Source organism: Dechloromonas sp. A34 (assembly GCF_026261605.1).
GTDB lineage: Bacteria > Pseudomonadota > Gammaproteobacteria > Burkholderiales > Rhodocyclaceae > Azonexus.
Genome location: NZ_CP102486.1, coordinates 1,596,390 through 1,616,503 on the forward strand (window position 1 = coordinate 1,596,390; position 20,114 = coordinate 1,616,503).

The window sequence follows — 20,114 nt, forward strand, 5'->3', positions numbered from 1 at the left end:
CAACGATGTCATGCGCTGAAGTCAGATTTTGCACCCCAGGGTGCGCGCAACGTTGGAGCCAAAAATGAGCAAACCTCGTCTCGTCCTGATCGGCAACGGCATGGCCGGTGTCCGTACCGTCGAAGAACTGCTGAAGATCAAGCCGGATCACTACGACATCACGATCTTCGGCGCCGAACCCCACCCGAACTACAACCGCATCCTGCTTTCCCCGGTCCTCGCTGGCGAAATGACCATTTCCGAAATCGTCCTCAACGAACTGGAGTGGTACAAGGAAAAGGGCATCAAGCTGCATACCGGCAAACAGATCGCCAAGATCGACCGCGTCAAGCGCAAGGTCATCGCCGATGATGGCACCGAGGAAGAATACGACCGCCTGCTGATCGCCACCGGATCGACCCCCTTCATGCTGCCGATTCCCGGCAACGACCTGCCTGGCGTCATCGGTTACCGCGACATTAAGGACACCGACGAAATGATTGAAGCCGCCCGCCTGCACAAGCACGCGGTGGTGATCGGCGGCGGCCTGCTCGGCCTCGAAGCCGCCAACGGCCTCAAGCTGCGCGGTATGGACGTTACCGTCGTGCATCTCGGCCCCTGGCTGCTCGAACGCCAGTTGGACGAAGTGGCCGGCAAGATGCTGCAGAAGTCGCTGGAAGACAAGGGCCTGAAATTCCTGCTCCAGAAACAGACCGAAATGCTGGTCCAGGGCGAGAGCGGCCGTGTCGCCGCCGTGCGTTTCAAGGACGGCATGCAGATTCCGGCCGACCTCGTCGTCATGGCCGCCGGCATCCGCCCCAACTACGCGCTGGCCGAATCTTCCGGCATCTACTGCAACCGCGGCATCGTGGTCAACGACACCATGCAGACCTACGACCCCAAGGTCTATGCGGTCGGCGAATGCGTCAGCCATCGCGGCATCGCCTACGGCCTGGTCGCGCCACTCTTCGAGCAGGCCAAGGTCGCCGCCAACCACCTGGCCAACTACGGCATCGGCCGCTACACCGGCTCGGTGACCTCGACCAAGCTCAAGGTCACCGGCATCGACCTCTTCTCGGCCGGCAACTACATGGGCGGCGAGGGCACCGAGGAAATCCTGCTTAACGACCCGCACGGCGGCGTCTACAAGAAGCTGGTGATCAAGGACAACAAGCTGGTCGGCGGCGTCATGTACGGCGACACGGCCGACGGCCCGTGGTACTTCCAGCTCTTGAAGGACGGCCGCGACATCCACGATATCCGCGACCAGCTGATCTTCGGCCAGTCCCTGGTCGGCGACGTCGGCCATGCCGGCAACAGCAAGGCCGCGCTGATGGCCGACAGCGCCGAAGTCTGCGGCTGCAACGGCGTCTCCAAAGGCTCCATCGTCAAGGCGATCAAGGAAAAAGGCCTCTTCACACTGGACGAGGTCAAGAAGCACACCAAGGCGGCCTCCTCCTGCGGTTCCTGTTCCGGCCTGGTCGAGCAGATCCTCGCCTCGACCATCGGCGGCGCCTACACCCCGGCCGCTTCCGACAAGAAGCCGGTCTGCGCCTGCACCGAGCAGTCGCACAAGCAGGTCCGCGAAGCCATCCGCGACCAGCACCTGATCAACAAGGAAGCCGTCTTCAAGGCGCTCGAATGGAAGACCCCGAACGGCTGCGACAAGTGCCGGCCGGCGGTGAACTACTACCTGATCTCGACCTGGCCGCATGAAGCCAAGGACGATCCGCAGTCGCGCTTCATCAACGAACGCGCCCACGCCAACATCCAGAAGGACGGCACCTACTCGGTCGTGCCGCGCATGTGGGGCGGCCTGACCAACCCCAAGGAACTGCGCGCCATCGCCGATGCCGCCGAGAAGTACAACGTGCCGACGGTGAAAGTCACCGGCGGTCAGCGTATCGACCTGCTCGGCGTCAAGAAGGAAGACCTGCCGGCCATGTGGGCCGACCTCAACGCCGCCGGCATGGTTTCCGGCCACGCCTACGGCAAGTCGATCCGCACCGTGAAGACCTGCGTCGGCATGGAACACTGCCGCTTCGGCACGCAGCTGGCGATGTCGATGGGCGTCAAGCTGGAAAAGATGCTGTTCGACATGTACGCCCCGCACAAGGTCAAGCTCGCCGTCTCCGGTTGCCCGCGCAACTGCGCCGAAGCCGGCATCAAGGACGTCGGCATCATCGGCGTCGATTCCGGCTACGAGATCTACATTGCCGGCAACGGCGGCATCAAGACCGAGGTCGCCCAGTTCCTGTGCAAGGTGACCTCGGACGAGGACGTCATGGAGTATTCCGGCGCCTTCCTGCAGCTTTACCGTCTCGAAGGCTGGTATCTGGAGCGCACTTGCCACTGGCTGGAACGCGTCGGCATGGATTACGTCAAGGGCAAGATCGTCGAGGACGAAGAGGGCCGCAAGGCGCTCTACGCCGCGCTGCTCGATTCGCTGAAGGACGCCAAGGATCCCTGGGCCACCTCGCGCGAGCCGCAGGCGATCAAGCAGTTCGAGCCGATCTCGATCTAAGACACGAATTCAAGGAACCCAAAATGAGCGACTGGAAACTGATCTGCAAACTCGAAGACATCCCCCAACTCGGCTCGCGCGTCGTCCGCCGGGCCACGGGGGGCGACATCGCGGTCTTCCGCAATGCCGAGGATGAAGTCTTCGCCCTGCACGACAAGTGTCCGCACAAGAGCGGGCCGCTGTCGCAGGGCATCGTCCATGGCCGCAAGGTCACCTGCCCGCTGCACGGTTGGAACATCGGCCTCGAGGACGGCCATGCCGTCGCGCCGGACGTCGGCTCCTGCAGCAAGTTCGAAGTGAAAGTGGAGGGCGGCGAGGTCTTCCTCTCGGTCTGAGCGGTGTTCTTTTAACACAAGCAAAGATAGGTCGGACGACCCAACGGGCGTCCGGCATTTCCATGGGTGGAGGCCGCTTCCATGGCTTCAGAGTGGGTAGGGACGTCAGGCAACATCATGACGACGATGCCCGGCAGCCGGGCCGGGGTATTTTCTGTGCGCAAGCGTACCGAAGGGATGGTCGGCGGCGGGTAGTCTGGAATTGTCCCAAGCCCCAAGGAGAAACAGATGGACACAGCCACCTTCAGCCCAACACCGGAAAACGCCCAGCCCACCTGGAAATGCGAGGACTACAAAGGCAAGCAAATGCATGTCTGCACGCAACGCCGCATCCATGACAACGCAAGCCTAGCCGGACACGGCGAGCAATGGACCTTCAGGGTCAAGATAACCGACCAGAGCAACAACCCGATACCCTACAAGAGCGCCAGCGCCACGTCGGACCCCGAACTCTTCTACACCACGCAAGCCATTGCAGAAGACATGGGCTCCCTGAGAGGCCGCGAATTGATTGACGGGGTGTGAAAGCCCTTACTCCGGAATTTCGGCCTCGACCAGTTGCGCCAGCAATACCAGCGACTCCTGCCAGCCCAGATAACAGGCCTCGGCCGGAACGACCTCCGGGATGCCCCGCTGCACGATGTTCAATTCCACGCCGCAAAAAACCGGCCGGATCGAAATCGTCGTCTCCATTTCCCCCGGCAGGTTGGGGTCGTCGAAGGAGTCCGTGTGGCGGATGCGCTCGTTGGGCACCAGCTCCAGATACTTCCCGCCAAAAGAATGGCTGTGGCCGGTCGAAAAGTTGGTGAATGACATCTTGTAAGTCCCGCCCACGGTGGCATCCAGATGATGAACCTTGCCCGTGAAACCATGCGGCGGCAGCCATTTCACCATGGCCTCGGCATCGAGAAATGCCCGATAAACCCGGTCGGGCGTCGCCCGCAGCACTCGATGTAAGGTGACAGTATTGGTGGCCATAAGCATTACCCCTTTCGCTGTTCGGTTTGAAGTGGCGTCAATTGAGCCGGCAGAGCCGGCCGATCATTCTCTTGGGCGTCTGGTGGCGGCTAAGGTTCAAGGGGGTTTGTGCTGTCTTTTGGAATGCTGAAAGCATGGGGCATTTGGCGACCTGAACTGACACAGCGATGTTCGCCAATGCAATGACGCAGATAGCTAGAACCGTGAGTGCAAATGGCGAGGCCAATCTGTATGCCTAACGACGAAGGTCAGCGGCAGGCGGACAGCACAGCTGGCCGACTGTCCGCTGGAGCGGATTGTTAGGGCCGGGGGCTACTACGTTCAGCAAGGCGAAATACCTCCATACCAATTTCCCGCAACTCTAAGACCCGTTCTGCTTGACTCTCGGCATAGCCCATTTGATGACTTTGCAGACAATTCACTGCTTCGTAGGCTAATAAGAGAAATTGGACAAAAAAGTCCCCCATGTTGCGAAAGAGTACCTTCGGCAGCATGGGCTGTTCTTTGCGGATTTTCAGCTGATGGTTGTCTATCAGGTGGCCCATGGAGTGTTCGCTGAACGAGCTATGCGACGCGTGGCTGTTCAGGTGCTCTCGAAACTCCTGAAAAGGTCCGGAAATGAGTCGGGCTATTTTCCCGGCGGACGGGAGTTTATTAGCTAATGCCTGCTGTACGCGGCTCGGGTCCAACCGAAAATAGGTAAGTAATTCATGGAACTCAATAAACGGCCTCATCAAAGCACCCGCTTCTTGCCCTAGGCCGTCCAAGATCAGACCATAAATACCAAGAGCATGGTTGCGGGCTTTTGTTAGGGACAGACCGCAAACACGGCAGAATTCGTCGCTTGCTGCCTTGTTGTCAAAGAGTTCTATGCATTCATCGATTACGACAAACAAGTCTTCGATTGCCTTGGCCTGTGGAGCGAATTCCCTGACGAGCAGTTGTAGTGCGCTATTTCTTGTGGCCCAGAGTTCCATTGGTAGGTCCTAACTAGTAGTAGACGACAAAATGTCGCCTAATTCGGCGACATGTCCGATAAGCTGGACTACAGGACAGTTGGAGTTGATTGTGCTGCAATGCTTCTGGTTGAATTGCTGCATGTTTTTCCTTGTGTTCTTGCGACAAACTGGACATGTTCGTTTTGTCGGTGCTAGTCAGTTTTCGCGGCGGCTATTAGCTCGATAGCATACTCCTGGCGCGCCTGACGGCGGGTGGCCTCGCCCCTTGCCGACAAACGCCGCCGCACCAGAAATGCTGCACCGCAATGGCGTGGCATGCCTTGTTTTGGTGCGAATTCACGCTGGCGTTCGAGCTGGAACGTCAATAAATCAAGGTCTTGCCGTCCTGGCGCGCAGCTTGCTATGTAAGGTCATCACAGCGATTTATCCGCCAACGGGGGCGGTTCCATGACAACGACGTCATGCGCTGAAACAGGCAACCCCCCCTTAACGACCGTTGCGACGGTCCACCCGGAAAATCGACCACCATGGACAAGAAATCCTTCCTGCAGGCCGGCCATACGCCGACGCTGCTCGCTGCCTTCCTTTATTTCGACCTCGCCTTCATGGTCTGGGTCATCCTCGGCCCGCTCGGGGTCGGCATCGCCAAGGACCTCGGCCTGTCGCATGCCGAGAAGGGCATGATGGTTGCCACCCCGGTGCTGGCCGGCGCGCTGCTGCGCATCATCATGGGCATCCTGGTCGACCGCCTGTCGCCGAAGAAGGCGGCGATCATCGGTCAGGTCATCGTGATTGCCGCCATGGCCTACGCCTGGCAGGTCGGCGTCCATTCCTACGCTGAAGTGCTGATCCTCGGCCTCTTCCTCGGCGTCGCCGGCGCTTCCTTCGCCGCCGCCTTGCCGCTCGCTTCGCGCTGGTATCCGGCCGAGCACCAGGGCACGGCAATGGGCATCGCCGGCGCCGGCAACTCCGGCACCGCCCTGGCCGCGCTGTTCGCCCGGGCCTGGCCGCCGCCTTCGGGTGGACCAACGTCTTCGGCATCGTGCTCATTCCGCTGATCCTCGTCCTGATTGCCTTCTGTTTCATGGCCAAGGATGCGCCGGATGCGCCGCCGCCCAAGACCTTCGCCGAATACCTGAAGGTCCTCAAGGACAAGGACGCCTGGTGGTTCATGTTCTTCTACTCGGTTACCTTCGGCGGCTTCGTCGGCCTGGCTTCCTCGCTGGTCATCTACTTCAACACCCAGTACGGCCTTGACCCCAAGATGGCCGGTTTCTTCACCGCCGGCTGCGTCTTCGCCGGTTCGCTGGTCCGCCCGATTGGCGGCAACGTCGCCGACCGTATCGGCGGCGTCAAGTCGCTGACCGTGATGTACATCTTCGCCGCCATCTTCCTGGCCATCGTCGGCATCGGCCTGCCCGAAGCCTGGATGGCGCTGGCCGTCTTCGTCGGCGCCATGCTCGCCCTGGGCATGGGCAACGGCGCGGTCTTTCAGCTCGTGCCGCAGCGCTTCAAGAAGGAAATCGGCGTGATGACCGGCCTGGTCGGCATGGCCGGCGGCGTCGGTGGCTTCTACCTGGCCTCCAGCCTCGGCTACTCGCGCCAGCTGACCGGTAGCTACCAACTGGGTTTCATGATCTTCGCTGGCCTCGCCGTGCTCGCCCTGGTCGGCCTGACCGGCGTCAAGACCCGGTGGCGCACGACCTGGGGCGCCAGCCACCTGACCGCCGCCAAGATCTGATCGGGGATTCCATGAAGCGCAGAGACTTCCTGCTGCTTTCCCTGGGGGCCGCCCTGGCCGCCCCGGGCGGGCCCTCGAAGCCGCCAAGCCGAGCATCAGCCTGGGGGCGGCGATCAACAAGGCTGGCCGCCAGCGCATGCTGTCGCAACGGCTGGCCAAGGCCTACGCCATGCAGGTGGTCGGCGTCATGCCGGACAAGGCGGCCGGCCTGCTCGATCAGTCGCGCGGCTTGTTCGAGGCGCAATTGGGCGAGTTGAAAACCCTGGTCCCCAACGAGGCAGTGCACGGTGCTCTGGGTGATCTCGACTACGCCTGGACTGGCTATCGCGCCGCGCTGAACGCCCCGCGGACGCCGGAAAGCACCCGGCTGGTACTGGTCGAGTCGGAGAAGACCCTGCGCGCCGCGCATGCCCTGACCGGCCTCTACGAGAAGCAGGCGGCGAGCAGCGCCGGGCGCCTGGTCAATCTGTCGGGGCGCCAGCGCATGCTGTCGCAACGCATGGCCAAGTGCTTCATGTTCCAGCAGTCCGGCGTTGCGGCCGATGGCCTGCGCGGCGAGATGGAAGCGGCACGCCGCGATTTCGTCGCAGCGCTGGCCGAACTCAATGCGGCCCCGGAAAACTCTGCCGAGATTCGCACCGAACTTGGGCTGGCCAATATGCAGTGGATGTTCTTCGAGCAGGCCATGAACGGCCGCGAGCCGAACCGGGACATCGCCGTGCGCAACGTGGCGACGACCAGCGAACGCATCCTCGAAGTCATGGACAGTCTGACTGGGCGTTACGAGAAGCTGGTACGCGGCTAGGGGCGAGGTACCATGCAGCCCATGGAAAGCACCCGCAAATCCGCCCTCCGGCTGGCCATCGGCCACGCCTCGCTGACCGGCCCGCGCGAACGCAACGAGGATTATTGCGGCGTCGCCACGCCGGAAGGCCTGGAGCTCGAGAACAAGGGCGTACTGGCCGCCGTCGCCGACGGTATCGGTGGCCACAAGGGCGGGCGCGAGGCGGCCGAATACACGGTGCGCGGCCTGCTCGCCGACTATTTTGCGACGCCCGACACCTGGGGCGTGCCGCGCGCCATCGAGACGGTGACCACGGCGCTCAACCGCTGGGTCATCGCCGAAGCCGGCCGCAACGCCGAACTGTCCGGCATGGCGACGACGCTCTCGGCCGTGGTTTTGCGCGGCCGCCGTTATTACACGGCGCATATCGGCGACAGCCGCATCTACCTTCTGCAGGAAGGGCGCTTCGAGCGCCTGACCGTCGACCACACCTGGGAACACCCGGAACTCAACAATGTACTGTCGCGCGCCATCGGCCTCGACCCGCGCGTGCTGATGGATTTCGGCGATGGCGAACTGGCTGTCGACGACCGTTTCCTGCTGGTCTCCGATGGTGTCTGGGGCGTCTTGCCCGATGCGCTGATCGCCGAGGTCCTGCTCGACCATCCCGAACCGCAGGGCGCCGCGGCAGCGCTGACCAGCCTGGCGCTGGCCCAGGGCGGCCACGACAATGCCACGGCGGTCGTCGTCGATGTCCTGGCATTGCCGCCGGCCGGCCTGCGCGACAGCCTGGAAAGCGCCGCCGGCCTGCCGCTGCCGCATCGCCTCAAACCCGGCCAGGAGATTGACGGCCTGATCGTCGAGGAGGTGCTACACGATGCCCGCGAGACCTTGCTTTACCGCGTGCGCAATCCGCGCAACGGCCAGCAGTTGGTGCTCAAGACCCTGCAGCCAACGATGGCCGGTGATGTCGAAGCGACCGCCGCCCTGCTCATGGAGGAGTGGCGCAGCCGGCGGGTCGTCTCGCCCTTCTTCCCCCAGATCGTGCCGGCCGAAGGACGCAGCGGCCTCTATTACCTGATGACCTGGCATGCCGGCGCCAGCCTGCAGGCGCGGCTGGCTTCCGGGCAACACTTTCCGGTTGGCGAGGTGGTGCACCTCGGTGGCGCGCTGCTCAAGGCGATCGCTACGCTGCACCGCCTCGACATCATTCACCGCGACGTCAAGACCGACAACATCCACCTCGGCCAGGACGGCGTGCTGCGCCTGCTCGACCTCGGCGTCGCGATCAGCCTCGGCGAACTCAAACCCGGCGAGGTGCCCGGCCCGGCCGGCACGCCGTCCTACATGGCCCCCGAACTCCATGCCGGCGCCGCGCCGACGCCCGGCTTCGACCTCTACGCCGCCGGCGTCACGCTCTACCACCTGCTGACCCGCAAGTATCCCTACGGCGAGATTGAACCCTTCCAGAAACCGAAATTCGGCGAGCCGGAACGGCCGACCCGCTGGCGCCCGGAAATCCCCGGCTGGCTGGAGAACGTCCTGCTCAAGGCGGTCGCTCGTGACGCCAATGAGCGTTTCGAGACCGCCGAGGAATTCCTGCTCGCCTTGGAACGCGGCGCCAGCCGCCCGCTCCAGGCGCCGCCCCGCCAGCCGCTGGCGCAACGCAATCCGTTGCTGACCTGGAAGATCATCGCCGCCGTCTCGCTGGCCCTCAACCTGCTGCTGTTGATTGGGCTGTTCGCTTAGAGGCGCAAACAAATGCACCTGGCGTCGTTGTTGCCGCCTTTTTGTACGACTCGTACTGCCTTCGGCGGCACACAGAGCCAGGGCCGCTTCGCTTCATTCTGTTAGTACTTCTTACCCTGTCTGATGGCGACTAGGTTTTGTGGCTCGCCAGCAAGTTCAGTCGAGCGGGATCTATCGCGCTCTTTGCCGGTCAATCCTAAGCCAGCGCAGCGTTGCAAAGGCCACCGGCAGGTAAGATGGCGGCTCTTCCGAGGCTGACTGGCGTCGGATTTTTGATTCAATAAACGGAAAATTTGCCATGTCGACTGCTCTTATTCTCTTTGCCCACGGCGCCCGTGACCCGGAATGGGCAAACCCGATGCGTCGCGTCCAGGCGGCCATTCGCCAGCGGATGCTCGGCGTGCCGGTCGAACTGGCCTTTCTCGAATTCATCGCCCCGGCCTTGCCGGACTGCGCGGCGCAACTGGTCGAACAGGGGGCGCGAAAGATCGTCGTCTTGCCGATGTTCATCGCCCGCGGCGGGCATTTGAAGAAGGAAGTGCCGGAGATGATGGCGACCCTGCGTTCGACCTATTCCGATGTCGAGTTCGTGCTTGGCGGCGTGATCGGGGAGAACGAAAGCGTGGTTCAGGCGATGGCCGAAGCGGCACTCCAGATGGCTGGTTCGGAGCTTGCTTAGTATTCATCATGCTGACCGTACTCGTTATCGATGAATCCCGTACCCGGGCCGGAGAAATCTGCGCCGGGCTGGCGCTCGCCGGTTATCAGGTGGCGGCCATCCTGGCCGGCTCGGAAAACCTGACCGCCGAAGTCGAGAAACTCCAGCCCGACGTGATCCTGATCGATACCGACAGCCCGAGCCGTGACACGCTGGAAAACCTGGCCGCCATGAACAAGAACATGCCGCGTCCGGTCGTCATCTTTACCCAGGAAGACGGCCAGGCCACCATCCGCGATGCCGTCAAGGCGGGTGTTTCCGCCTATATCGTCGATGGTCTCGATCCCAAGCGCATCAAGCCGATCGTCGAAGTGGCACGCGCCCGCTTCGAGGACACGCAGGCCCTGCGTCGCGAGCTGGAAGAAACCTCGAAGAAGCTGACCGACCGCAAGCTGGTCGACCAGGCCAAGGGCGTGCTCATGAAAGCGCGTGGCCTCGATGAGGATGCGGCGTATCACGCCATGCGCAAGCTGGCGATGGAGCGGGGCCAGACGATGGCCAAAGTGGCGCGCGACGTCATCGATATGGCGCGGGTGCTGCTCTAAAGCTGTGCGGCGGCGGTGCTTGCTGCACTGCAATAGTGCGTAGCCCCTAGCCTGGGCGGCAGCGAAACAAAAATCCAAGTTGTTGAAAATAAACTAGTTATTAATAACTAGTACTAAATAACTAGTGCTGGCACGGCCATTGCAATAGTCCTTTCAAACGCACGGTCAATGGCGGCCGGGCAAGAGTCGAGCGCAAGCCGATTCACTGGACAAGGGCGTCCATCCCAGCTGCCGACCGGCGGCCGGGATGTGACGCCCATTTTGTTTTTTCGATTCTCGCAATCAAGGAGCAAGCAATGGAAGACATTAAACCGGCAGCGGAAGGCACGTTGGAATCATCGCCATCCTTTTCTCGTCGTGATTTCGTTTCAGCCGCATTGGGAGCCTCTCTGATGGCCATGGTACCCCCCGGCGTTCGCAGCGGTGCCTGGGCCGCTGGTTCGGACGCCCCCGAAAAGAAGGAAGTCCGCATCGGCTTCATCCCGCTCACCGATTGCGCCTCCGTCGTGATGGCCGCGGTCAACAAGTTCGATGAAAAATACGGCATCAAGATCATCCCGACCAAGGAAGCCTCCTGGGCCTCGGTGCGTGACAAGCTGGTCAACGGCGAACTCGATTGCGCCCATGTGCTGTATGGCCTGATCTACGGCGTGCAACTGGGCATCGGCGGGCCGAAGAAGGACATGAACGTGTTGATGAACCTGAACCACAACGGTCAGGCGATCACGCTTTCCAACCAGTTGAAGGACAAGGGCGCCATCGACGGCCCGAGCCTGGCCAAGCTGATTGCCAAGAAGGAGCGCGAATACACCTTCGCCCAGACCTTCCCGACCGGCACCCACGCCATGTGGCTGTACTACTGGCTGGCGGCGCAGGGTATCAACCCGCTCAAGGACGTCAAGACGATCACCGTGCCGCCCCCGCAGATGGTCGCCAACATGCGCGTCGGCAACATGGACGGCTACTGTGTCGGCGAGCCCTGGAACAACCGCGCTATCATGGACAACATCGGCTTCACGGCGACGACGACCCAGGATATCTGGACCGATCATCCGGAAAAGGTGCTCGGCACCACCGCCGAATGGGTGCAGAAGAACCCGAACACGGCGCGTGCCGTGGTCGCCGCGATTCTGGATGCCGGCAAGTGGATCGATGCCTCGATTGCCAACAAGCAGAAGACGGCCGAAACCATCGCCCAGAAGTCCTACGTCAATACCGATACCGAAGTCATCGTCGCCCGCATGCTTGGCCGCTACCAAAACGGCTTGGGCAAGAGCTGGGACGACAAGAACTGCATGAAGTTCTTCAACGAGGGCACGGTCAATTTCCCGTACCTGACGGACGGCATGTGGTTCATGACCCAGCACAAGCGCTGGGGCCTGTTGAAGAGCCATCCGGACTATCTGGCCATCGCCAAGCAGGTCAACCGGGTCGACATCTACAAGCAGGCCGCTACCGCCGCCGGCGTAGCCCTGCCGAAGAGCGACATGCGCAGCCACAAGCTGATCGACGGGGTGGTCTGGGACGGCAAGGATCCGGCCAAATACGCCGATTCCTTCAAGGTCAAGGCATAACGCACTGAACTGGTGTCGTTCCCGGCCCGGCCGGGAACGCAGGGCTCCGAGGAGAGAAAAATGAGCGCAATCACGATAGACGGTGCATTTGGCCGTGACAAGCCGGCCGCAGGCGCCCCGCACGAAGTGCCGCTGGGGCAGGGTAGCAGCAGCCAGCCGGCGGCAGTCGCCGTCGAACCGGCCAAGGAAAAGACAATGGAAAAAGCCACAACCCCGTCAGGCGCCGAAACCGGCACGCCGTTCGCCGAAAGACTGGGCGCTCTCGGTAGCGCTGTTCTGCCACCGCTGCTCGGCATGGTGATACTGATCGGCATCTGGTACATCGCCACCCTGAAGGGCGGCAGCATTCCCGGACCGGTCAAGACCTGGGATGCGGCCAGGCTGCTCTTTGCCGATCCTTTTTATAGCAACGGCCCGAATGACCAGGGTATTGGCTGGAATGTGCTGTCCTCGCTGCAGCGGGTCGGCATCGGCTTCGGCTTCGCGGCGCTGGTCGGCATTCCGCTCGGCTTCATTCTCGGCCGTTCGGCCTTCCTGGCGGCGATGGTCAATCCGATCATCAGTCTGCTGCGTCCGGTCTCGCCGCTGGCCTGGTTGCCGATCGGCCTGCTCGTCTTCCAGAAGGCTGACCCGGCGGCGACCTACACCATCTTCATCTGCTCGATCTGGCCGATGATCATGAACACCGCCCAGGGCGTGCAGCGCGTGCCGCAGGATTACCTGAACGTCGCCCGCGTGCTCGCCCTGTCGGAGTGGAAGGTCGTCACCAAGATCCTCTTCCCGGCGGTGCTGCCCTACATGCTGACCGGCATTCGCTTGTCGATCGGTACCGCCTGGCTGGTCATTGTCGCCGCTGAAATGCTGACCGGCGGCGTCGGTATCGGTTTCTGGGTGTGGGACGAATGGAACAACCTGAAGGTGGAGCACATCATCATCGCCATCTTCGTCATCGGCATCGTCGGCCTGATTCTCGAGCAGGCGCTGATCCTGCTGGCCAAGAAGCTGACCAAAGAATCGTCCTAAGGAGCGCAGATCATGGAAAAGTTCGTACAAATCGAATCGGTGGTACAAACCTTCGATACCAAGAAGGGCAAGTTCGTCGCCCTGCGCGGCATCGACCTGACCATCCGTAAAGGCGAGTTCGTCGCCCTGATCGGCCACTCCGGCTGCGGCAAATCGACCCTGCTCAACCTGATCGCCGGGCTGACCAAGCCGAGTACCGGCGTGCTGCTCTGCGACGGTCGCGAGATCGGCGGCCCCGGCCCGGAACGCGCGGTGGTCTTCCAGAACCACAGCCTGCTGCCCTGGCTGACCTGCTTCGAGAACGTCTATCTCGCCGTCGAGCGCGTTTTCGGCCAGAAGGAGGGCAAGGCGAAGCTGAAGGAACGCACCGCCGCCGCGATCAATCTGGTCGGCCTCGATCACGCCAGCAGCAAGTACCCCCACGAAATCTCGGGCGGCATGAAGCAGCGCGTCGGCATCGCCCGCGCCCTCTCCATGCAACCCAAGGTGCTGCTGATGGATGAGCCCTTCGGGGCGCTCGATGCGCTTACTCGCGCCAAGCTGCAGGATGAGTTGATGAGGATCTGCGATGCCACCAAGGCGACCGCCGTCATGGTTACCCACGATGTTGACGAGGCCGTGCTGCTCTCCGATCGCATCGTGATGATGACCAACGGCCCGGCGGCGACGATCGGCGAAATCCTCGAAGTCAATCTGCCGCGGCCCCGTCAGCGCCTGACCCTGGCCCATGATCCGGTCTATATGGAATGCCGGGCCAAGGTGCTGGAGTTCCTCTACGAGAAACAGGCCCATGTCGAAAAAGTTGCCGCCTGACCCTTTGTAATCTCTCAGGTCGCTGGGTGCTCTCTCTCCAAAAGCGACATTTGCCCGCCGGTTCCGATCGGTGGGTTTTTTTGTCTTGATCCAGGTCATTGGCTTTTTTGCCGCCGCAAGGCTAAGGTTTGGCCTTTGATTCAGGATCGGATTCGATGTTCACCAACCCGGGCAAGCTCTCGCGAAAGATCGTCGGTACGCTGATTGTCTTCCTGCTGGTAGCGACCACGGCCATCGGCCTGACCCTGCTCATTTCCTGGCAACTTGAAGGGGTGGCGGCGGCCATCAACGATGCTGGCAGCCAGCGCATGCGCAGCTACCGCATTGCGCATCTGATGTCGCGTAGTCTCGATGCTCCTGGCTCGGCGCAGACCGAAAACCTGAGCGCCGAGGTCCAGCGCTTCAACAAGGTCTTGCTCGACTTGCAACGGGGCGACCCGGCCCGGCCGCTCGCCGCGCCACGCAACGGCGAGGTACAGCGCTTGCTGGTCGACGTCGAGCAGTCCTGGCGTGGCAAGATCCAGCCCTTGGTCGAGCAGTATCTGGCGGCCGGCGGCGCACCGCGGCAAGCCGCGCTCGACCGCTTCAACGGTGAACTCGAACCCTTTGTCGGGCGCATCAACGACCTGGTGCTGGCCATGGAACGGGGCTACGCCCGCGATACCGTCATGCTGCGCACCGTGCAGGGCCTGCTGGTGTTGTTGGCGGTGCTCGGCACCATCATCCTGATCCGCTTCTTTCTCAAGCTGGTCATCCGGCCGGTCGGTATCCTGCACGACGGCATGCAACGGATGATCGACAACGATCTCGGCGTCCGCCTGCCGCTTGCCAGTAATGACGAGATCGGCGGACTGGGGCGCGGTTTCAATCAGATGGCCGAGCATCTGCAGACGGTCTACAGCACGCTGGAAGACCGCGTCGCGGCCGAGACCCGTAGCCTGGCCGAACGCAACCGCGAACTCGGCATTCTTTATGAAGTGACGTCACTGCTCGCCGATCCGGTACCGGTCGATGCCCTGTGCCAGGCCTTTCTCGATTGCATCAAGTCGGCGCTGGGCGCCGATGCCGGGGCGGTACGTCTGTATATGCCCGATTCCCAGAAGCTCTACCTGGTCACCCATGAGGGCCTGTCGGAAGCCTTCCTGGCCCGCGAGCGCGAACTCAATTGCGGCGAATGCCTGTGTGGTGAAGTGATCCAGAGCGGCATGCCGGCGGTGTTCAACACGATCAACCCGCCCAAGGGCATGAAACTGGGTAGTTGCATCCGCGAGGGTTTCGCCACGGCAACGGCTTTCAGTATCGTCCATGGTAAGCAGCGGCTGGGGGTCTATAACCTCTACTATCTGAATCCCCATCCGATTTCCGAACAGGAAAAGCATCTGCTGGAAACCCTGGGCCAGCACCTTGGCGTTGCGGTCGAGAACCAGCGGCTGAAGTCCCGGGAGATGGAACTGGCGGTTTCCGAAGAGCGGAATCTGCTGGCTCAGGAATTGCACGACTCGATTGCCCAGGGCCTGGCCTTCCTGAATATCCAGGTCCAGTTGCTGCAGGATTCCCTGAACAAGAACCGCCTTGAAGAGGCGCAGCAGGCGGCCGGCGAAATCCGCAATGGCGTGCAGGAAAGCTACGACGACGTCCGCGAGCTGCTGGTGCATTTCCGGACGCGGGTCATCCAGTCCGACCTCGAGTCGGCCATCACCTCGGCGCTGGAGAAGTTCGAGGGCCAGACCGGGATTACCACTTCCTTCGAGCAGATCGGGGGCGGCGCCCCGCTGGCGCCGACCGACGAGACCCAGATCATGCACATCGTCCAGGAGTCGCTCTCGAATATCCGCAAGCACGCCAAGGCCAGCCATGTGCACCTGACGCTGCGGCGAAATCGCGGCGTCACTGAAATCGAGGTGCGCGACGACGGCGCCGGTTTCGATACGGTCAATGAGCCGAAAACCCAATCCGATCGCCATGTCGGCCTGAAGATCATGCGCGAGCGGGCGCATCGGGTCGGGGGCGAATGCCGGGTCACATCAAAGATTGGCGAGGGCACCTGCGTTACGCTGCGCTTGCCCAAGCAAAACAGAGAGGCAGTTTGAAATGAACGAAAAAATCCGGGTCTTGCTGGTCGATGACCACACCTTGTTCCGCAGCGGCATCAAATCGCTGTTGCAGCGCAACGACGACTTCGAGGTGGTCGGTGAAGCCGGCGACGGGCTGGAAGGCATCAAGCGCGCCCGTTCGCTGAAACCCGATGTCGTGCTGCTCGACCTGCACATGCCGGGCGTCTCCGGCCTTGAGGCGGTCAAAGTGATGGCCGAGGAAATTCCTGAAGTTCATGTCCTGATGCTGACCGTCTCCGAAGATGCCCAGGACCTGATGGATGCCCTGCGCGCCGGGGCAAGCGGTTACCTGCTGAAGAATATCGAGACCGACATGCTGGTCGATGCCATCCGGCGGGCGGCGCAGGGCGATTCGGTCGTCTCGCAGCAGATGACCGCCAAGCTGATCCAGGGCGTGCGCACGCCGCCCAAGGCGGATTCGGCGATTATCGAGCGCGACCGGTTTTCTCCGCGCGAACGCGACATCCTGGCCGCGCTGGCCCAGGGGGAAAGCAACAAGGAAATTGCCCGCAAGCTCGATCTGGCCGAGAGTACAGTCAAGATTCATGTGCAGAATATCTTCAAGAAACTGCACATGAGCAGCCGGGTCCAGGTGGCGCTCTATGCCGTCGAACACGGTTTTGGCCTGACCAAGAGCGCCTAGGCGGGGCGGCTTGCGTTGTCAGGTCACGGCAACTGGCGGGCGCATAAAAAAGGCCCCGCCATATAGGCAAAGGCCAGAGTCGGCTTTGCGCCGGCTATTCCTCGAGGGGAGAGGAAAAAATCAGTGCGCCGGGATGGGGTGGGTGCGTTGCAGATGCTGATAAGTTATAGCCAGATCATGCACATGTTCGTAACGGCCGGTTTCAATCGCATGCTGCATGTTTTCGATAATCATCGAATGCAGCCGACAAACGCCTTCCGGCGAGCAGAGAAGTTGTTCGCTCAATTCTGCGGCTACCGTCACGGGAATATGTTCATGTTCCGCAATGGCCTCGATTTCACCGCGTTCGAGATCGCAATAATCAATAACGTCCTGAAAAGAAAGCATACGCTCCTCCTAAGATAGGCCAGAAGATAATGGCAGGTCGACGACCCCTGTTCGTTATCGTTGTTCTATCCGCCTTGTCGTTTTTATCGGTGGAGGACTATTTTGATTTATAGCCCTATCGCGCCGGCAATACAAGGTGAAAAACCGGAGCTAAATGCGCAGGCGGCTATCCGGCAGCGGGTGGGCCAGTTGCAGGCGAGCGATCATCGGAGCGAGGTCGAGGCCGGTCTCCTTTTTGAGGGCGAGCGCCTGTTCGCGCATCTCGGCCAACGAGACATCGACCGCTTCGCCGCCGCTGGCAAAGGCAATCGTGTTGCCGCTGTCGCAGGACGGGAATACGGCGACCCGATTGTCGAAAGCCGCCTTGATCCGCTCGACACTGCCCTCGAAGCCCTTGTTGCGGCCGAGCAGATTGGCGCCGAAAAGTCCGCGCTCGCTCAACCGGCTACGGCAGGCCTGGTAGAAAGGCAGGGTGTCGAGCGCGCCGGCTCGGGCTTCGGGGTCGAAGCCATCGGCCAGGATGTAGTCGAACTTCCGCTCGCCGCTCAGCATGTAGTCGGCACCGCAACCGATCACCACTTCCAGCCGGCGTGGGTCGTCCGGCAGCTTGAAGTACTGGCGGGCGATGAACTCGACCTGCGGATTGATTTCGACGACGGTGATGCGGCAGGCCGGGAGGTGACGGTAGATGAACTTGGCCAGCGACCCGGCGCCCAGCCCGATGAGCAGGGCATGGCGCGGCCACTGTTTGGCCGGACGCAAGAGCAGGCCGGCCATCATTTCCCGGGTATAAGCCAGCTCCAGCGACCACGGGCGGGCGATGCGCATGGCGCCTTGTATCCAGTCCGAACCAAAGTGGAGATTGCGGACCCCGTTTTCCTCGCTGATGTCGACGGAATGCCGGGGGAGGTGGCGCATTTTTTCATGGTTTGGCTCAAGCGGCGGGGGAGGCGGCGGCTGGTGCCCCAGGTGGAATCGAACTGTAGGTGATATGGTCTGTGGCTTCGTTGATTATCGGTCTGTCGTTTTTTAAAGTGCCAACAGAAATACCAACAGAAAAAATTTCGTTGGTCGAATGGTAGCTTATCTGGAGGCTCTGTTGCCGGTGTGGATGTCGATCCGTATCTATCATTAACAGTGACGGCAAAGCCCTAGATACGATCTAAGCATCGTCCATTCGAGTCGCACCGGACTTCATACAGTATTGCGACGAATGCTGTATATCAATACAGTATTCGAATGCTATTTGCCGTCGTTCAAACCCACCACCGAGGAACCCGCCTATCTCGTGAAGAGATCCGCGCTGCTGAGCCAATTATCGGCCAGCTAGTCATCAGCGACTGGCTAGAAGGCAATGCCGCAGGCCGGGCGATTCGCGTGGCGAACTTGAAGCATCCGACGACCAGCTACTGCCCCAATCTGCTCAGCCCGATCTTCGATCCGCAGATCGTCAAAATGACCACCCAAGGCTTTCTGCTGCTTGGGACCCAGATTCGCTGCGATGAACAGCTCAAGCCGGTTGAGACACTCCAGGGTTGGTGGGTACGGTTTTCCACCTAGACACAACTACAGCAAACAGATCACCGACTGATGCCGTTAGAATATGACTAAGTCGTGACCTGATTGTTCCAATGAGGGTCTGTCCAATTCATCACAGGAAAAATAAATGCGATCAAGTCACCCGATGCACGTTCATTTGTACAAGGTCTCACGATCAGAAACGCTCCCGTTGCTTGAAACCGTGATCCAGAACGTTGCAGGGGTTCCACTCGAGCAGCGACTCCGTCAGGTTACTACTCGGCCAATTCGTATGGACGACCCAATGGCTCCAGACGACAAGTTCAAGGGTGTATGGCGTCTCTCCTTTCTCAAGTTTCGATCCGAAGGTCCAGGACGGGCGAGCCCTAGCACCGTGGCCGAAAGCATCCCCCTTGCCGAAGGTGAATCATTTTCCGAGGATACCGCAGCGATTTTCGACCCGGAGAGCAAGGCGCTCGTTGTCCAGTACAACCACTATGGCCCGAGGGCATCGGCAATCGAGGATTACTTCACCGTCTGGACTGGCGTGCAGCAAGCGAAGTATTCCTTTCTGCTGCAGATCAACCAAGCCGCCCAAGCAAGATTACGTAACAAGAAATTATTCACCCGCCTGAATTTCCGTGTTGCTCCAGATCGGATTTCAGAACACTGGAAGAACGCGAACGTTTCCCTTGCCGATGCGCTCAAATGTACTGCGGACATTGGCGAGGGTGATTGGATCTCGGTTGAAATCAGCATGGACCGGCGAGACCACAATCGTTCGCTCGATATTTTCGACAAGATTCAGGCGTTCGTTGGCCTTGCAGATGAGCCGCGTGATGTTGTCTCGCACTTGGAAATCTCAGGCCGGGACGACATCGGCGAAGCTGTGGACCCGGTTAATCTCATCAATGAGCGTGTTCAAAAATCCTACCGAGATCTACCGCTTGACGAAGGCCGAAGGATCCCGATGGAGGTCCGATGGAACTGCTTGTACGATGCCTACTCCACTTGGAAGCAATCTGGTCTGATCTGATGCAGCGAAGTCTCAGTTTCGAGCGTATTTACCCAATCCTACTTGCCGCCAGCTCGGCAATCGCGGCTTGGTTATTGGATTTTGCGCTCCCAACAGATGCAACTAAAGAGTTGCTGGCAGCAACTATCAGTTTTGGTGCAATCCTCGCTGGCTTCATCGGTACCGCCAAATCGATACTGATGGCCCTGCCTGCAGCGCTGCTTACCAAGCTGCGCACAAGCACGTACATGGATGACTTGGCAGGGTATCTCTCCACCGCACTAACCGGGAGCCTGATTACCAGCGCCTTAAGCGTTGTCGGATTCTTTTCGCTGCCCGAGTTTTTCAAGCACTGGTACCCTGCATTGTGGCTTGGCTCGCTCGTGTACGCGGGGATTTCTTTCTGGCGTGCTAGCAGAATCATGGTTCTGCTTCTCAAGATAGACCCATCAAAAATATAAGCTCGACTTGTCCATTGCCTCTCGGCACATTATGTCGTTAGAGTTTTGAGCCTTCCATCTATTTCACGGCGGTACTCATGAAAAGCAGCCGCATACTTCTTTCTCTGTTCGCCTTGGTGGCGTCATCTGCAAAGGCCCAAGTTACCCAGGAGCAGGTGTACCGGTGCCTGATGAACGTCACTGCCCAATCAATGCTGAGCCCGCAACAGGAAGCACACCTCAAAGTTGTCTGCTACGAAGGAACGCGGGGCATG

General features: G+C 60.7%; 19 protein-coding genes and 1 pseudogene. 16 read left to right on the top strand and 4 right to left on the bottom strand.

What is annotated here, in order from left to right:
* The first annotated feature begins 64 nt into the window (after nt 1-64).
* The 3 genes from nirB to NQE15_RS08080 all read left to right on the top strand — a co-directional run bounded on the left by nirB (nt 65) and on the right by NQE15_RS08080 (nt 3,363).
* On the top strand, nt 65-2,503 hold the full coding sequence (gene nirB, locus NQE15_RS08070) for a nitrite reductase large subunit NirB (RefSeq protein ID WP_265948249.1): 2,439 nt from the start codon (nt 65-67) through the stop codon (nt 2,501-2,503).
* 23 nt (nt 2,504-2,526) lie between these two features.
* Complete coding sequence (gene nirD, locus NQE15_RS08075) at nt 2,527-2,838, top strand: nitrite reductase small subunit NirD (RefSeq protein WP_265948251.1); 312 nt, start codon at nt 2,527-2,529, stop codon at nt 2,836-2,838.
* Nucleotides 2,839-3,066: 228 nt separating this feature from the next.
* Complete coding sequence (locus NQE15_RS08080) at nt 3,067-3,363, top strand: hypothetical protein (RefSeq protein WP_265948253.1); 297 nt, start codon at nt 3,067-3,069, stop codon at nt 3,361-3,363.
* Nucleotides 3,364-3,369: 6 nt separating this feature from the next.
* Here the strand turns inward: NQE15_RS08080 and NQE15_RS08085 are convergent, their stop codons facing one another.
* Entirely contained in the window at nt 3,370-3,816 is a 447-nt protein-coding gene (locus NQE15_RS08085) for an SRPBCC family protein (protein ID WP_265948255.1), read from the bottom strand.
* A 299-nt stretch (nt 3,817-4,115) separates the two neighbouring features.
* A complete protein-coding gene (locus NQE15_RS08090) occupies nt 4,116-4,793 on the bottom strand; it encodes a hypothetical protein (RefSeq protein ID WP_265948257.1) in 678 nt (225 codons plus the stop codon).
* A 509-nt stretch (nt 4,794-5,302) separates the two neighbouring features.
* On the opposite strand from NQE15_RS08090, the pseudogene NQE15_RS23830 reads away from it, so the two are divergent.
* From NQE15_RS23830 to NQE15_RS08145, 10 genes and pseudogenes are all read left to right on the top strand, one after another.
* Nucleotides 5,303-6,516 (top strand): annotated as a pseudogene (locus NQE15_RS23830) (nitrate/nitrite transporter).
* Between the two features lie 136 nt (nt 6,517-6,652).
* A complete protein-coding gene (locus tag NQE15_RS08105) occupies nt 6,653-7,321 on the top strand; it encodes a type IV pili methyl-accepting chemotaxis transducer N-terminal domain-containing protein (protein ID WP_416336511.1) in 669 nt (222 codons plus the stop codon).
* A 12-nt stretch (nt 7,322-7,333) separates the two neighbouring features.
* Nucleotides 7,334-9,049, top strand: a complete 1,716-nt coding sequence (locus NQE15_RS08110) for a bifunctional protein-serine/threonine kinase/phosphatase (RefSeq protein WP_265948263.1) — start codon at nt 7,334-7,336, stop codon at nt 9,047-9,049.
* 298 nt (nt 9,050-9,347) lie between these two features.
* Nucleotides 9,348-9,728, top strand: coding sequence for a sirohydrochlorin chelatase (locus tag NQE15_RS08115; RefSeq protein WP_265948265.1), 381 nt, complete (start codon nt 9,348-9,350; stop codon nt 9,726-9,728).
* Nucleotides 9,729-9,736: 8 nt separating this feature from the next.
* Nucleotides 9,737-10,312 (top strand): ANTAR domain-containing response regulator, encoded by a 576-nt coding sequence (locus NQE15_RS08120; RefSeq protein WP_265948267.1) that lies wholly within the window; start codon nt 9,737-9,739, stop codon nt 10,310-10,312.
* A 392-nt stretch (nt 10,313-10,704) separates the two neighbouring features.
* Complete coding sequence (locus NQE15_RS08125; RefSeq protein ID WP_265948270.1) at nt 10,705-11,886, top strand: CmpA/NrtA family ABC transporter substrate-binding protein; 1,182 nt, start codon at nt 10,705-10,707, stop codon at nt 11,884-11,886.
* Nucleotides 11,887-11,946: 60 nt separating this feature from the next.
* Nucleotides 11,947-12,909, top strand: a complete 963-nt coding sequence (gene ntrB / locus NQE15_RS08130) for a nitrate ABC transporter permease (RefSeq protein WP_265948272.1) — start codon at nt 11,947-11,949, stop codon at nt 12,907-12,909.
* Nucleotides 12,910-12,921: 12 nt separating this feature from the next.
* A complete protein-coding gene (locus NQE15_RS08135) occupies nt 12,922-13,722 on the top strand; it encodes an ABC transporter ATP-binding protein (RefSeq protein WP_265948274.1) in 801 nt (266 codons plus the stop codon).
* A gap of 155 nt (nt 13,723-13,877) precedes the next feature.
* On the top strand, nt 13,878-15,812 hold the full coding sequence (locus NQE15_RS08140) for a type IV pili methyl-accepting chemotaxis transducer N-terminal domain-containing protein (protein WP_265948277.1): 1,935 nt from the start codon (nt 13,878-13,880) through the stop codon (nt 15,810-15,812).
* Nucleotide 15,813: 1 nt separating this feature from the next.
* Complete coding sequence (locus tag NQE15_RS08145) at nt 15,814-16,479, top strand: response regulator (protein ID WP_265948279.1); 666 nt, start codon at nt 15,814-15,816, stop codon at nt 16,477-16,479.
* Between the two features lie 120 nt (nt 16,480-16,599).
* Here the strand turns inward: NQE15_RS08145 and NQE15_RS08150 are convergent, their stop codons facing one another.
* The gene (locus tag NQE15_RS08150; RefSeq protein WP_265948281.1) at nt 16,600-16,866 is read right to left on the bottom strand and encodes a hypothetical protein; all 267 of its coding nucleotides are present in this window, start codon (nt 16,864-16,866) and stop codon (nt 16,600-16,602) included.
* 150 nt (nt 16,867-17,016) lie between these two features.
* On the bottom strand, nt 17,017-17,784 hold the full coding sequence (locus NQE15_RS08155; protein WP_265948283.1) for a spermidine synthase: 768 nt from the start codon (nt 17,782-17,784) through the stop codon (nt 17,017-17,019).
* Between the two features lie 321 nt (nt 17,785-18,105).
* Between NQE15_RS08155 and NQE15_RS08160 the strand changes: the two genes are divergently transcribed.
* The 3 genes from NQE15_RS08160 (at nt 18,106) to NQE15_RS08170 (ending at nt 19,860) form a co-directional block, all read left to right on the top strand.
* Entirely contained in the window at nt 18,106-18,426 is a 321-nt protein-coding gene (locus NQE15_RS08160) for a hypothetical protein (protein ID WP_265948285.1), read from the top strand.
* A gap of 124 nt (nt 18,427-18,550) precedes the next feature.
* Nucleotides 18,551-19,420 carry a DUF6731 family protein gene (locus NQE15_RS08165; RefSeq protein ID WP_323054986.1) on the top strand — a complete coding sequence of 290 codons (870 nt, stop codon included), beginning with the start codon at nt 18,551-18,553 and terminating at the stop codon, nt 19,418-19,420.
* Nucleotides 19,420-19,860: a hypothetical protein gene (locus tag NQE15_RS08170; RefSeq protein ID WP_265948290.1), complete on the top strand. Its 441-nt coding sequence runs from the start codon at nt 19,420-19,422 to the stop codon at nt 19,858-19,860. The genes NQE15_RS08165 and NQE15_RS08170 overlap by 1 nt, the downstream gene beginning before the upstream one ends.
* The last annotated feature ends 254 nt before the right edge of the window (nt 19,861-20,114 follow it).